The organism is Clostridium sp. D46t1_190503_E9 (genome assembly GCF_015555225.1).
GTDB lineage: Bacteria > Bacillota > Clostridia > Clostridiales > Clostridiaceae > Clostridium.
Genome location: NZ_JADNKB010000003.1, coordinates 73,024 through 88,097, shown reverse-complemented (window position 1 = coordinate 88,097; position 15,074 = coordinate 73,024). Strand labels below are relative to the sequence as shown.

Annotated in this window: 11 protein-coding genes and 1 pseudogene; 11 read left to right on the top strand and 1 reads right to left on the bottom strand. The window is 27.8% G+C overall.

Going from position 1 to position 15,074, the window contains the following annotated elements:
* The first annotated feature begins 12 nt into the window (after window positions 1-12).
* The 6 genes from I2E83_RS04130 to I2E83_RS04105 all read left to right on the top strand — a co-directional run bounded on the left by I2E83_RS04130 (window position 13) and on the right by I2E83_RS04105 (window position 9,888).
* A complete protein-coding gene (locus I2E83_RS04130) occupies window positions 13-1,800 on the top strand; it encodes a BatA and WFA domain-containing protein (protein WP_195428691.1) in 1,788 nt (595 codons plus the stop codon).
* Between the two features lie 14 nt (window positions 1,801-1,814).
* Window positions 1,815-4,697 (top strand): VWA domain-containing protein, encoded by a 2,883-nt coding sequence (locus tag I2E83_RS04125; protein WP_195428688.1) that lies wholly within the window; start codon window positions 1,815-1,817, stop codon window positions 4,695-4,697.
* 251 nt (window positions 4,698-4,948) lie between these two features.
* Complete coding sequence (locus tag I2E83_RS04120) at window positions 4,949-6,676, top strand: FUSC family protein (RefSeq protein ID WP_195428686.1); 1,728 nt, start codon at window positions 4,949-4,951, stop codon at window positions 6,674-6,676.
* A 243-nt stretch (window positions 6,677-6,919) separates the two neighbouring features.
* Window positions 6,920-7,609: a hypothetical protein gene (locus I2E83_RS04115; RefSeq protein WP_195262498.1), complete on the top strand. Its 690-nt coding sequence runs from the start codon at window positions 6,920-6,922 to the stop codon at window positions 7,607-7,609.
* Window positions 7,610-7,807: 198 nt separating this feature from the next.
* Window positions 7,808-9,148 (top strand): MATE family efflux transporter, encoded by a 1,341-nt coding sequence (locus tag I2E83_RS04110; protein ID WP_195428907.1) that lies wholly within the window; start codon window positions 7,808-7,810, stop codon window positions 9,146-9,148.
* A 101-nt stretch (window positions 9,149-9,249) separates the two neighbouring features.
* On the top strand, window positions 9,250-9,888 hold the full coding sequence (locus I2E83_RS04105; RefSeq protein ID WP_195428684.1) for an Rpn family recombination-promoting nuclease/putative transposase: 639 nt from the start codon (window positions 9,250-9,252) through the stop codon (window positions 9,886-9,888).
* 179 nt (window positions 9,889-10,067) lie between these two features.
* Here the strand turns inward: I2E83_RS04105 and I2E83_RS04100 are convergent, their stop codons facing one another.
* A complete protein-coding gene (locus I2E83_RS04100; protein ID WP_008677115.1) occupies window positions 10,068-10,223 on the bottom strand; it encodes a hypothetical protein in 156 nt (51 codons plus the stop codon).
* A gap of 592 nt (window positions 10,224-10,815) precedes the next feature.
* Here I2E83_RS04100 and I2E83_RS04095 point away from each other — a divergent pair.
* The 5 genes and pseudogenes from I2E83_RS04095 to I2E83_RS04075 all read left to right on the top strand — a co-directional run bounded on the left by I2E83_RS04095 (window position 10,816) and on the right by I2E83_RS04075 (window position 15,066).
* A complete protein-coding gene (locus tag I2E83_RS04095) occupies window positions 10,816-12,849 on the top strand; it encodes a YgiQ family radical SAM protein (protein WP_142691122.1) in 2,034 nt (677 codons plus the stop codon).
* 45 nt (window positions 12,850-12,894) lie between these two features.
* Window positions 12,895-13,692 carry a RelA/SpoT domain-containing protein gene (locus I2E83_RS04090; RefSeq protein WP_195428682.1) on the top strand — a complete coding sequence of 266 codons (798 nt, stop codon included), beginning with the start codon at window positions 12,895-12,897 and terminating at the stop codon, window positions 13,690-13,692.
* A 25-nt stretch (window positions 13,693-13,717) separates the two neighbouring features.
* Entirely contained in the window at window positions 13,718-13,846 is a 129-nt protein-coding gene (locus I2E83_RS18140; protein WP_279325321.1) for a hypothetical protein, read from the top strand.
* A gap of 12 nt (window positions 13,847-13,858) precedes the next feature.
* Window positions 13,859-14,107: pseudogene (locus tag I2E83_RS17965) on the top strand (HI0074 family nucleotidyltransferase substrate-binding subunit); the annotation flags it as partial.
* A 635-nt stretch (window positions 14,108-14,742) separates the two neighbouring features.
* Window positions 14,743-15,066, top strand: coding sequence for a metalloregulator ArsR/SmtB family transcription factor (locus I2E83_RS04075; protein WP_195428680.1), 324 nt, complete (start codon window positions 14,743-14,745; stop codon window positions 15,064-15,066).
* The last annotated feature ends 8 nt before the right edge of the window (window positions 15,067-15,074 follow it).

Sequence of the window (15,074 nt, the reverse complement as noted above, 5' to 3'; positions counted from 1 at the left end):
GAGGATTATGTTATGGGATTCACAAATTTATGGCCCTTATTTTTATTAATAACAATTCCTCTTTTAATAATGCTTTATATATTAAAAAGAAAGTATAAAGAAGAGGTTATATCTTCAACACTTTTGTGGAATGAAGTTTATAAAAATACTAGAGCAAACACTCCATGGGAAAAGCTAAGAAAAAATATTATGTTACTTTTGCAAATAATAATATTACTTTTACTTATTTTAAGTTTAATGAAACCTTTTTTAAACTTTGGAGGTAAGAGTTATAAAAATATTATTTTAGTATTAGATAATACTGCAAGCATGAGTGCTGAATATGGTAATAATACTAGGCTAGATGAAAGTAAAGTCCTTGCTAAGGAGTTTTTACAATCAACAAAGGATGATACTAATACTTTTATAATAAGCTTTGATGGAAGTAGTAACTTACTACAAAATGGAGATTTTAATAAAGAAGTTTCTAATGAAATAATTGAATCAATACCTCAAAGTTATAATACTGGAGATATAAATGATACTTTATCTTTTATAAAAGCAATAGGCCAAGGTATTGAAGAAGAATATGAAGTTATTGCTTTTACAGATAAAGAACTTTCATTAGGCGATGTAAATGGAAAGGTTGTATCATTAGCCAATTCAGGAGTAAATGCATCTGTTGACAATGTATCTCATAAGTTTTTAGAAGATAAAGTAAGAGTTATAGCAACTATAACAAATAGAGGTACAGGGGTTTATGAAGGTGATTTTTCTCTTTATGATGGGGAAGAACTTGCTGCTGTTGAAAGCTTGCAATTACAAGAAGGAGAAAATAAAACATTAACTTTTGACTTGCCTAAAATAAATGGTGAAGTTTTAAAGGGAGAATTATCTAGAAAAGATATGATTCTTGGTGACAACACTTATAACCATGTTGTAGGAAAGAAAAAAGTAAATAAGGTTCTTATAGTTACAGAACAAAATCTATTTTTAGAAAGAGCCTTTGGCAGCATTGAAAATACAGAAGTATATAAGACTAATGATGCATCAAACTTAACAAGTGCAGATGCATATGATTTATATGTATTTGATAATGTTACTCCTGATATAATGCCATCGAAAGGAAGCATACTATTTATTAATCCAGCTTCAAATGAATTCTTTAATGTTGTTTCAGGGGGAGAAGGGGGAGAGGCTAAAGCTGTTATAGGAGAACTTTCAAAGTACTTAGAAGATACAACATTTACTGCTGCTAAGTATAATGCAATAGAAATTCCTTATTACGGAAGAGGCTTCTTAAATATAGATGAAAGTTATATAGGATTTAAAGGAGAAGTTGATGGAAGAAAAATAGCTGCTTTATCTTTTGATCTTCACAATAGTGATTTTGCACTTAAAAAGGAATTTCCTGTATTAATGTATGAGCTTGGAGAAAATTTAATATCAAGTGGAATGGTATATAAAAGTAACTTTAAAGCTGGAGAAAAGATAATAGCTAAAGGCGTGTCATTAGATAATAATATTACTTTAACATATCCAAGTGGAAATACATTAGAAATAAAATCAGGTGATGAAATAAAAGAAGATAGTGAACTTGGGATTTATAAGCTAAATGTCTTAGAAGAAAAAGAATTATTTTCAGTTAACTTTCCATCAGAAAAGGAAAGTAACACTAATATAAACAATATTGGTGAAAGTGAAAATATAAGTGATGCAAAAGCTGATTTAAAACGAGGTTTAAATATTTCTCCATTACTTATAATATTAGCTATTTCAGTAGTAGCTTTCGAGTGGATTATGTATAAGAGAGGAAATTAGGAGGCAAAGAAGAGATGAAGATAGAAATAGGAAATTTGTACTTTTTAATATTGATTCCAATTATTTTTGCCTTTATGTATTATAGCTTTAAAAAATATAAACCATGGAGTAAAAATGAAATTGCAATATTTATAAGTAGAATAGTGATTTTTACACTTTTAATATTTGCATTTGGAAATATAACTATAAATTTAAAGGGAAGAAATATATCAACTGTATTTTTACTAGATGTATCAGAAAGTACAAGTGACTTTGAAGAATCAGGGAAGGATTTTATATCTACAGCTATAGAGTCAATGCCTAAAGGAAATAAAGCTGGAGTAGTTTTATTTGGAGATGATTCAAAAATTGATAAAGTGTTAAATAAGAAAAAAGAATATAAATCTATAGACGAAAAGCCAGTTGTAACAGCAACAAATATTCAAGAAGCAGTAGAAAGTGCTTTAGGATTATTTGAAAGAGGTGGCTCTAAAAGAATAGTTTTAATAACTGATGGAGAAGAAAATCAAGGCGATATATTAAAATCTATACCGTTAATTAATGAACAAAAAATAGATTTTAAAATTTATAAGATTACTGGAGAAAAGGGAGAAGAAATTTACGTTGATAATGTTAAAGTACCAGATAATATATCAGTAGGCGAGGAGTTTTCAGTTTCTATTGATATAAAATCAAATTATGCAACAAAGGCTAAGCTAACATTATTTTCAGGAAGAAATAAAGTAGGAGAACAGCAGGTACAAATACAAAAAGGAAAGAATTTTTTTGTATTTAAAGATAAGCAAAGTTCTGGTGGATTTAAAGGATATAGAGTTTTAATAGAAGCAGATGGAGACACAAACAAAGTTAATAATGAATTTAGTACTTTTACAAACGTAATGGATAAGCCTAATATTCTTCTTATTAATGGAGTTAAAGGTGATTCTGAAGCTTTAGAAGGAATATTATCAAATTCAGGTGCTAATATTAAGAAAATAGCTCCAAGTGGATCACCAAGTACTTTAAATGAATTATTGGAATACAAATCAATAGTTTTAAATGATGTCCATAGAGATGATTTGAGCAATGGCTTTATGGATAATATAGAAGCTTATGTAAAAGACTATGGTGGTGGATTAATAACCTTTGGTGGTGAAGATTCTTATGCTCTTGGAGGATATAAAGATACTTCACTTGAAAAAGTATTGCCTGTTTATATGGATAAGAGAGGAAAAAATGAAGTTCCTGCAATAAGTATCAATTTAATAATAGATAAATCAGGTAGTATGAGTGCTGAAGGTGGTGGAGTTAGTAAATTAACTTTAGCTAAGGAAGCTGCAATGAAGGCATTAGAAAACTTAAGAGAAGTAGATGAGATATCAGTAATAGCATTTGATGATACTTATGATGAGGTTGTGCCTCTGCAGAAGGTTGGCGATAAAGAAGCTATAAAGGAACTTATATCTGGAATTCAAATAAGAGGAGGAACATCAATTTATCCAGCACTTGAACAAGGTTATAATATGCAAATGCAAAGTAGTGCAAAGATAAAGCACACAATATTATTAACTGATGGTCAAGATGGATATGGATTTGATAATTATGCTAATCTTCTTCAAAACTTTAATGATAATAATATTACTTTATCAACAGTTGCAGTTGGTGAAGGTGCTAATGCTGATCTTCTGAATCAGCTTGCTTCAATAGGAAAAGGAAGAAGTTATTATACAGATATATATACTGATATTCCTAGAATATTTGCAAAGGAAGTTCTTTTATCAGCAGGGACATATATAATAAATGAAGAATTTACCCCTAAGATATTAAGTAACCATGAAATATTAGCAGGAGTTAAAACATCAGATGGAATTCCAAGTTTACTTGGATATATAGGAACCTCTATAAAAGAAAATGCAGTTGAAATATTAAGCTCTAATCATGATGAGCCAATACTTGCAGCTATGCAATATGGAATAGGAAAAACAGTAAGCTTTACATCAGACGTTAGTGGTGAGTGGAGTAAAAACTATTTAGCTTGGGAGTATGGCCCACAGCTTATAAAAAATATGGTTTACTTTACTATTCCAAAGTATGGAGAAGAAGGAAAACTTAATATTAGCCAAGAAGGAAATGAAGCAAAAGTAGAATTTTATAATGATAAGATATCTAAAGATGCAAAGGTTAAAGGGATATACAATGGTGAAAATGGCGAAGAAGGGGAATTCGAATTAAGTCAAGTTGAGCCAGGAAAATTTGAAGCTAATATTCCACTAGACTCATTAGGATTTTATAATTTTAGTATAAGAGAAGAGGAAAGTGGAGAGGTAAAAAATAATTATAAAGGAGCATTTGCTCTTCAATATTCAGATGAATATAAATTTAATACTAATGGAGAAAAGTTAGATGTAGTAGTTAAAGAAACAAAGGGAAGTTTTATAAACAAGCCAGAAGAAGTTTTTGAAGGAAAGCTTCAAAGAGAATATAAAAAGATAAATTTAACAACTCCATTAATAGTAATAAGTATTTTATTATTTATGCTTGATATAGCTTATAGAAGATTAAATATAGATTTAGTTAGATTTTTTAAGAAGAGAAAAGATAAAGTTAAAAAAGAAAAAGTAGCTAAAAATACTAATTCTATAAAAAATAATGAGATTAATATAAAAGAAGAAAAGAAAATTATTAAAGAAAATACTATATCATCAGAAAATAGTAAGTCAAAAAATAAGGTTAATGTTAGAATGAATGTTGAAGCTTTGGAGCAAGATTCAACTAAGGAAAATGAAAGTAAAGATAAAAAAGATAAAGAAAAAGATAATAAAAAATCAAAGAAAAAGTTAGATAAAGAAGCTCCAAAGAAAGAATCGTTAGATACAAGTGCTCTTCTTAAGAAAAAGAGCGATAGAAAGAAGATATAGTTATAAAGGATATATGATTTTTGTATTTAAATCATATATCCATTATTTTTTTACTAGTAACTATAAAAGAATTAGAAAGTCATCTTTATTATTTTAAGATATATTAATTAAATAGTTTTACAAATAAAAAATAATATATTTTTTTATATTGTTGATAATATTAAAGAAAAGTTTAAAATTTTTACGTTATTGAATTTGCTATTTTGTTATGATAGTATTTTTTCTTGTATGTAAAAAAAGGAGAGAGGATAATGGATAAAAAGAAGATAATATCAAATACAATAATATTTATATTTATTATTTCCTTTATTAGTCTTTTTAAGGTTATGTTTGGGCAAGAAAATACTTTAGTTGGAGTTACAGTAATAACTGCAGCACTAACTTTGATGGAAAGAGATTTAACTATAGCACCATTTAAAAATTTTATTAAAGTATTACTTGTAAATTTATTTAGTTTACTTTTTTCAGTTTTAGCAATTCAAAATATATGGATTGGAATATTTATAAATTTTATAGCACTATTTATAATTGGATATTTATTTAGCTATAATTTAAAAAAATCTATTGTTGTTCCATTTGGACTTCAATATTTCTTTATGTTGTTTTATCCAGCCTACGGAGAAGTTTTATTTAATAGATTTTTATCATTGATTTTTGGGGCTGTATTCGTAATGATTGTACAGTTTGTAGTAAATAGGGATAGAATATTTACTACTGGTGGGAAAATATTAGATGGAATTAGTGGAATGACTTTATCTAAAATTACACTAATAAAAGAAAATAAAAATTTTCAAGAAGAAAATATTAAAATAGGTGAATCTATAAATTCCTTAAAAAGAATAATATATGATAAGAGAGTTCAGGATTACTATTTAACTAATGATGCCAGTATATCAACTGATATTTTGTGGGCTTTAGAGCGTATAAATATATTATTAGATTCAATAAATAATTTAACTAATAAGGAAATATACGGTTCACTATTAGATGATATTTATAGGGAAGTTGAAATTATAAAAAATAGAGATTTTACTTCAAGCAATATAAATATATTTAAAAATAAAATGTATGATAAAGAAATAGATAATTATTATGTAGAAGAGTTCACTAATTTAATTAGATGTCTAAATGATGAATTTGAGCATATTAGTGATTTAAATAGAAGAGAAAAGGATTCTATAAAAAGAGATTATGAAATTCCACATCATTTTCATAATATATATATTCACAAAAAGAACTTTAATATAGATTCTGCAAAAGTAAGATATTCAATAAGACTTGGAATAATTGGTTCAATAACAGTATTTTTAACACAATATTTTAATTTGTCAGAAGGGCGATGGATGGCATTTACAATTTTTTCGCTAATTCAACCTTATTCAGAAATATCAAAAACAAGAATTAAGGAAAGAGTTGAAGGTACTTTAATTGGAGTAGTAATTGTATTAATTGCTTTTAGTTTAATAAAAAATCAGGCAGCAAGAGGAGCTATATTGCTAGTAGTAGGATATTTAAACCCATTTGCAAATGGATATAGAAATACTATTGTTCTTGTTACTATATCTGCAATTGCATCTGCTGCTATTACAGGCGGTACAATTAAGCTTGCTTTATATAGAATAATATTTGTAATTGTTGGAGCAGTATTAACAATATTTGCAGATAAATATATTCTTCCATATAAAATTAAAGATGCTAATAAATATTTAGTTGAAACCTATGATTCAATAATAAAGCAAATGATAGAAGATTTATCAAAAGTTCATAGTGATTATAGTATAAGAAACTTATACTTAATAACTGGATTTATAGAAGATAAAATGAAAATCACTATGTTCCAAAAGGAATTTCTAGGAGCCAAGGAGTTTCTTGAAAATAGAAAAATGTTTGTAAATAATATATATGATTGTTATATAAATATGAGTAATGGGAATGAACTTGATTATAATAAGCTAATTAATGGATTTAAGCTTCAGTAGATGTAGTAAAAGTATTAATGAAAATAAACACAAATAAAAGAAGCAAGATTACTCTTGATTCGTAGTAATATAGTAAAAACATTAGTGAAATAAACACCTTGTATAATTAGTAGGCTAATTAGAAGGTGTTTATTTTTATAGAATATTTTAATTAAATAGTATATTAACTTTAAAATAGTTGTAGCAAAATGAATTATAGTGAAATACTTATATAGTAACAATAATTTAATAGGAGAAAACCATATGCAAATGATGGATATGCTTTTTAGGGGCCTTATGGGAGGCGGAATGCCTAATATGGGTGGAGGCGGAAATCCACTAGGCGGATTAGGTGGAGGAGGAAACCCACTTATTAATATGCTATTAGGTTCTATGATGGGTGGACCTATGGGTGGACAAAATCAAATGAACGGTGCCAATAATAATCCTTTATCTATGTTAATGAATGGAATGGGAGGAATGAATGGAGCAGGTAATGGAATGAATGGTCAGGGAAATGGTATGAACCAATTGTTAAGTATGCTTATGGGCGGAAATGGTATGAATATGCCAAATCAAAATGGAGGAAATACTAACAATAGAGGAAATGCTGGTTCTCAAAATCCTAATGCAAATAATCCCTTATCAATGCTCATGAATGGATTAGGCGGTATGAATTCTGCAGGAGCAGGAAATCAGCAAAGAAGTTCAGGTAATGGTAGCGTAGATATGAACCAGTTAATGAGTATGTTAATGGGTGGAGGCAGTCAAAATAATCCTACTTCAAATAATAATGCTAATAATATGAATAATAATGGAAACCAACAAATGGATCCATTAGCTATGCTTTTTAATGCTATGAATGGTGGCGGTATGAATAATAATGTTAATTCAAATTCAAATAATGGTAGAAGACGTTCTTCACATAGTAAACACCATAGAAGTAGAAGATAATTTAATATTTAAGCATTAAAGTAAGTATTAGCTCAACTGAGTTAATACTTATTTTAAATTACTTAACATAATATAAAAGTTTATAAAAGAAATATTTTACATGGAAAAATTAAAAGACTTTATAATTCTTAAGAAAGATGGTATTCTATATAATCGAGAATAAATTTATAGGAGATTAGTAGAGTTATGGCAAGAAATATGACAAAAGATATGACGACTGGAAATCCAGTTAAATTAATACTATTATTTTCAATACCACTACTTATAGGAAATATATTTCAGCAGTTTTATAGCATGGTGGATACTATCATAGTTGGTAGATTTATAGGTGTAGATGCACTAGCAGCAGTTGGATCTACAGGTTCTATGTCATTTTTAATAAATGGTTTTGTTGTTGGCTTAACAAGTGGATTTGCTGTTTTAGTATCTCAAAAGTTTGGAGCTAAAGATGAAGAAGGCTTGAAAAAAGCAGTGGCAAGTGCATTAGTATTATCTGTAATAGCAACTATTATAATTACTTTAGTAAGTGTTGTACTAGCAAAACCTTTGCTTCATTTAATGAATACTCCAGAGAATATAATAGATGATGCAAATTCATACATAATAATAATTTATGGAGGAACTATAGCTACAGTAGTTTACAATATTATAGCAGGTATATTAAGAGCTTTAGGAGATAGTAAAACTCCATTGTACTTTTTAATAGTTGCTTCTATATTAAATATAGTTCTAGACATAGTATTTATAGTTAACTTTTCAATGGGAGTAGCTGGAGCAGCGTGGGCAACAATTATTTCTCAAGGAGTTTCTGGATTACTATGTATAATTTATACATACAAAAAATATAAGATTTTAAGATTAAAAAAGGAAGATTTTAAAGTTAAGAGTAGGGTTTATAAAAAACATTTAAAAATTGGAATTCCTATGGCTCTACAATTTTCTATAACAGCTATTGGTATTATGACAGTTCAAGGAGCTTTAAATGTCTTTGGTTCTTCAGCTATTGCAGCTTATACAGCAGCATCAAAGGTATTACAAATAGTAATGCAACCAGCTATAACTTTTGGTGTTACTATGGCAACATATTGTGGACAAAACCTAGGAGCTAAGAACTATGCACGTATAAAACAAGGTGTAAAAAAATGTACTGAGATATCTGTAATTACAAGTATTATTGCAGGTATAATATTAGTATTTGGAGGTAAATTCTTTGTAGGATTATTCATTGAAAATCCAGATGCAAGTATTTTAGCATATGCTCAAGAATGTCTTAATTATTCTGCTATATTCTTTATACCATTAGGGCTAATATTTATATATAGAAATGCACTTCAAGGTATGGGGGAATCCTTTGTTCCAATGATGGCAGGGGCTTTCGAGCTTATAGCAAGAGCAGTGGTTGCTTTTGCATTACCTAGTTTTATAGGATATACAGGAATATGTTTAGCTGACCCAGTTGCATGGCTTTCAGCATCAATTCCACTTGGAATTTATTACTTTAAAAAAATGAAATCTATTGAAAATACAAAAATAGCATAGATTTTTAAACTTAATATTGGCTAGGTTTATTATGGGACTCTATGAGTCCTATTTTTTATTGACACTAAATTAAAGAAAAGACAAACAAGGAAGAAAAGAAAATGAGCGAAAATATAAAAATACCAGCTGTAATCCCTATTGTTTTATATAATGGAGAAGAAAAATGGGAAGTTCCAAAAGAGTTTAGAAAAATGATTTACAATGAAGAACTTTTTGGAAGTAATATTTTGAATTTTACTTATGATGTTTTTGATATAAGTAATGATGAAAAGTTTAATAAGGAAAATCTTGTAATAAGTCAAAATGTTACATCTGCAATATTTTTATTAGATCAAAAGGTAGATGCTTTAGAATTTTTGGAAAGAATAAAAGTTATAGCGTTATATTTTAACTCACTTTCAGAAACTGAAATTAAAGCAATTAAGAATTGGATTAAGAATACCGTAGTTAAAGAGTTAGCAGATTCAGCTATAAAGATATTAGAAGCGGATAAAATGGAGGTTGAGCTTATGGTTGCAAGAAATGCTTTTATATTAGAAGATATGAAAGACAAGGCAAAAGAAGAGGGAAAAGCAGAAGGAAGAGCAGAAGGAAGAGCAGAAGGAAGAGCAGAGGGAAGAGAAGAGGCAAGAAAAGAGTTAGCTATAAAATTACTTGATATATTAGATGATGAAATTATTTCAGAAAAGACAGGATTAGATATTGAAACAGTTAAGGAGTTAAGAAAATTAAATCATTAATTTAAATAGTAAGTGGGATATAAAGCACCCACAAGCACCCTAAGATTCATAAACTTTTAAATTGCATAGAAAAGTAGTTATTTTTGTTTTAAACAAAAATAACTACTTTTTACTATTTTAAGTTATTTTCACATGAATTATCAATTATACATTTTTAATTCTTAATTGTGCGATAGCACCTAAAATCCTCTTTTCTTTGCTTCAACTCCACTTTCATTAAGAGCAGGTTCTTCAACTGTAAAATTATATGAACTATTTGCTTGTTGATTTTGAGTTTTTGTCCCATTTCTTAGTACATTTTCTTTTGAATGAGTTCTTTTGTTATCATTTTTCATAAATTTTCCCTCCTAAAATAATATTACCTTTATAGTATTAGGAGATTAATAAAAATTATTAGTTCATTAAGGTAAGAAGAAATAAATTTAATATTATCCATATTTTGATTTCTAAAGGGTATCACGTTTTGTTATATCCTTTTAAAGTATTGAATTTACTGCTTTTGAGGGCTTATTAAGTAGTTTTTTTATCTATTATTTAAATATGCAAAAAGCGATAAGTTTTAAAATTTTTAAATAAAAAATTAACTTAAGTAATGATATATATTAAATTATGTACTTTATTATAATTAGAAGATATAACCATTATTTAAGATAGTAATATAGCATTAAGAATTTTGATTGAGCCAGTGAAGTGAGTTATAAAAATTTAGTCATCTTATATATCTTAAATTTAGAATTATGTTAGAAATTATATAAAAATCGGAAAGTTAATACATATCATTAATTTTAATTCCAATTTACAAAAAATAAATGATTTAATTGATTTAAAATGTTATAATCATTAGACGTAACGTTAATATTGATATGTAGGGGATTAATACGAAGATTTCAAGTATCAATTGTCAATTTTAAAAAAGTGGGTGTTTAAATGTCAAATAACAGATTTTTACCAATCAGTAAAGAAGATATGCAAGAACGTGGATGGGAACAATGTGATTTCATTATAGTAACAGGGGATGCCTATATAGATCATCATAGTTTTGGAACAGCAATTATTTCAAGAGTATTAGAAGATGCAGGATATAAAGTTGGTATAATCCCACAGCCAGATTGGCATAGTACAGACGATTTTATGAAGCTTGGAAGACCAAGGCTTGCTTTCCTAGTTAATGGTGGGAATATGGATCCTATGGTTAACCATTATACTGTAAGCAAGAGAAGAAGGGAAAAAGATCTTTATACTCCTGGTGGGAAAATGGGAGCAAGACCAGATAGAGCTACAATAGTTTATTGTAATAAAATAAGAGAAGCTTATAAAAATATAAATATTGTTATAGGTGGACTTGAAGCAAGTTTAAGAAGACTAGCTCACTATGATTATTGGGATAATAATGTAAGAAATTCAATACTTATAGATAGTGGAGCAGATCTTATAACATATGGAATGAGTGAAAAGCAAATTGTAGAAGTTGCAAATGCTTTAAATGATGGATTTGAAGCAAAATACATAAGGCATATAAATGGAACTACATATACTATAGATTCATTAGATGAAATTTATGGTGATTATAAGTTATTACCTTCAAGAGAAGAAGTTACAAAAGATAAAATGAAATATGCAGAGGCTTTTAAAATACAATATGAAGAACAAGATCCTGTAAGAGGGAAAGTACTTGTACAAAAGCATGGAGATAGATATGTAGTTTGTAATACTCCAGAAATGCCTCTTACAAGAGAAGAATTAGACAAAGTTTATGCACTTCCATACACTAAAGAATGTCATCCTATATATGATGAATTTGGCGGAATTGCAGCTTTAGAAGAAGTTAAGTTTAGTATAGTAAGCTCAAGAGGATGTTTTGGTAACTGTTCATTTTGTGCAATTACTTTCCATCAAGGAAGAGCTGTTCAAAGTAGAAGTGAAGCGTCTATATTAGATGAAGCTGTTGAAATAACTAATCTTAAAGATTTTAAAGGATATATACATGATGTTGGAGGCCCAACTGCAAACTTTAGAAAGCCAGCTTGTAAAACACAGCTTACTATAGGTGCATGTAAGAGTAAACAATGTTTAACTCCAAAGCCATGTAAAAACTTAATAGTAGATCATAGTGAATTCTTAGGATTACTTAGAAAGATAAGAAAACTTCCTAAAGTAAAGAAGGCATTTGTTCGTTCAGGATTAAGATATGACTACATAATGGCAGATAAAGATGATACTTTCTTTAGAGAACTTGTTGAACACCATGTTAGTGGACAATTAAAAGTTGCTCCAGAACACGTTGCAGCTAATACTTTAAAATATATGGGTAAGCCTTCCGGTGATACTTATGATAGATTTAGAGAAAAGTTCTTTAAGATTAATAAGCAATTAGGTAAAGAACAATATTTAATTCCATACCTAATGTCAAGTCATCCAGGTAGTGGATTAAATGAAGCTATAGAATTAGCTGAATATTTAAGAGATACAAAATATCAGCCAGAGCAAGTTCAAGATTTCTATCCAACACCAGGAACATTATCAACTGCTATGTTCTATACAGGAGTAGATCCTATAACTGGTGTAGAGGTTTATATTCCAAAGACAAGAGAAGAAAAAGCTATGCAAAGAGCACTTCTTCAATTTAAAAATCCTAAGAACTATAACTTAGTTCATGATGCTTTAGTTAAAGCAGGAAGAGAAGACTTAATAGGAAATGGTCCTAAATGCTTAATAAAATCAAAAGCTGATAGATATATGGCTAAGATGAAAAAGGAAGAAGCAATAGCAAGGGGAAGTTCTAATAGAGGTAAACAAGGCTCTAAGTCAAAATCTTCTTCAAAGTCATCTTCAAAAATGAATAGTAAATCAAATTCAAAGTCTACAAATAACAAAGGTGCGGCAAAAGAAAAATTTGGGGATTTTAAAGGTAAGGGATCAAAGTCAAGAAATAGCAAGAGTAATAGTAGAAAAGGTAGATAAAATTAAACTACTATAATAATCCTATAGCCAAAGGGGAATAAGGAAATGAAAAAGAGTTTTAGGATAGATGAATTCATATTAAAATATCCACAGGTAGAAGAGATAATAAAAGAAAATAATATAGACATCGAAGTTTTAAAAGATATTTATAATGATTTCGTAGATTATGAAGTTTCTTATGAGAATCAAGCAGACTTTATATCTAATATTTTACGTTCTCAGCCAATGATTCATTCAGTTAAATCAAGGATAAAAGATCCAGATAGATTAATTGAAAAAATCATAAGAAAAACTGAAGATAGAAAATTAAAATATGGCGAAGACTTTCAATTTACTTTAGATAATTATAAAAATGAAATAAATGATTTAATTGGAATTAGAGTTATACATATATTTAAAGATCAGTGGCAGGATATTCATGAATTTATCACTAAGACTTGGAAGGTTATAGAGGTTACTGCAAATGTTAGAGAAGGAGACAATACTAAAAAGTTTGAAGAACTAGATATTGAGGTTAGATCAAGAATATCAGGATATAGATCAGTTCACTACTTAGTAGAATTTTATCCAACTAACGAAAAAGTTATAGCTGAAATTCAAGTTAGAACAATATTTGAAGAAGGTTATGGTGAAATAGATCATAGACTTAGATATTCTCATGTAGAAATACCAGAAATACTAAAGTCAAATCTTCTTTTATTTAACAGAATTGTAGGTAGTGCTGATGAAATGGCTTCTTTAATAAATGATTTAAGCAAAGAATGGTTTAATAAAGAAGAAGAATATTTAAGAGTAATAAAAGAGCAAAAAGAAGAGATAGAAAAATTAAGAAGTTTAAAATAAAGTCATAAGGAAGTAGGTGTTAAATATGAATCAAGATATAGGCTGGAAACAAAGATTTTCAAATTTTAAAAAGGCAGCAGCTCAATTAAGCGAGTTTATAGAAAAAGGTGACCTTAATAAATTTGAAGTACAAGGATTAATTCAATGTTTTTAATATACTTTTGAATTAGCATGGAAAACAATGAAGGATTATCTAGAATTTGAAGGATATGAAGTCAAAAGTCCACGATCAACAATTCAAATAGCTTTTAAAACACAGTTAATTATAGAAGGACATATATGGATTGATGCATTAGAAAAAAGAAATTTAATGGCACATACTTATGATGAAGAAGTTGCTAAGCAAGCAGAAGAATTAATAAAATCAGCATATTATCCTATAATAAAAGAATTATTAGAAAAGTTAGAGGAATAATTATGGAGTTTTGATTAAAAGAATTTGATTTAAATTATATAAGAGAAAAGCTTAGTAAATTTAATGAAATTGAAAAAACAATTATTTTTGGCTCTAGGGCTAAGGGAAATTACAAGTCAGGATCAGATATAAATTTAGCTATTATAGGAGAAAATATTAATTTTGATACTGTTTCAAGATTACATTCCTTATTAGAAGATCAAGGTCCATTACCATATTTATTTGATATAGTAGATTATACACATTTAAATGATGATGAGCTAAAAGCAAATATTGATAGATCAGGCAAAGTTATTTATATAAAGAATAGTTAATTTAAATTAATTCTATAAATATGTTTTTATTTTTAAAAGCACCTTGAGAAGCCAAGGTGCTTCTTTTATCTTAGGATATTAGCAGAAGATATTTATCTTTTGGTGATACTACTTTCTTTAAAAATCCTTTAAGTATTTTTCACCTTAATTTTTTCATTCTTTTATTTTTTCATTCTTTCACCATTTTGTTTCGCAAAATATTACAGATTATATATTGACTAAACATAGATAATAATCTATATTTAAATATGTTGTATATAGATAATCATCTATATACTTTATAAACTATATATAGACAACTATCTATGTAAGGAGGGTGTTATGATTAAAAACTATGAGAAGAATATAAAGATATTTAAAGCACTAGGTGAAATAAATAGAGTAAAAATAGTAGATATGCTATCTACAGGAGAAAAATGTGCTTGTATAATATTAGAAAGTTTTCATTTTACCCAACCAACATTATCACATCATATGAAAGTATTGATGGATTGTGGGATAGTAAAATGCAGAAAAGAAGGTACATGGATGTATTATAGTTTGGATATAGAATCATGTGATGAAGTTATGAGATTTTTAAATAGTATTTTAACTGATAATCAAAAATGTATATGTAGTTCAAAGTGTATGGATAAATGTGAATAACTTTGAAA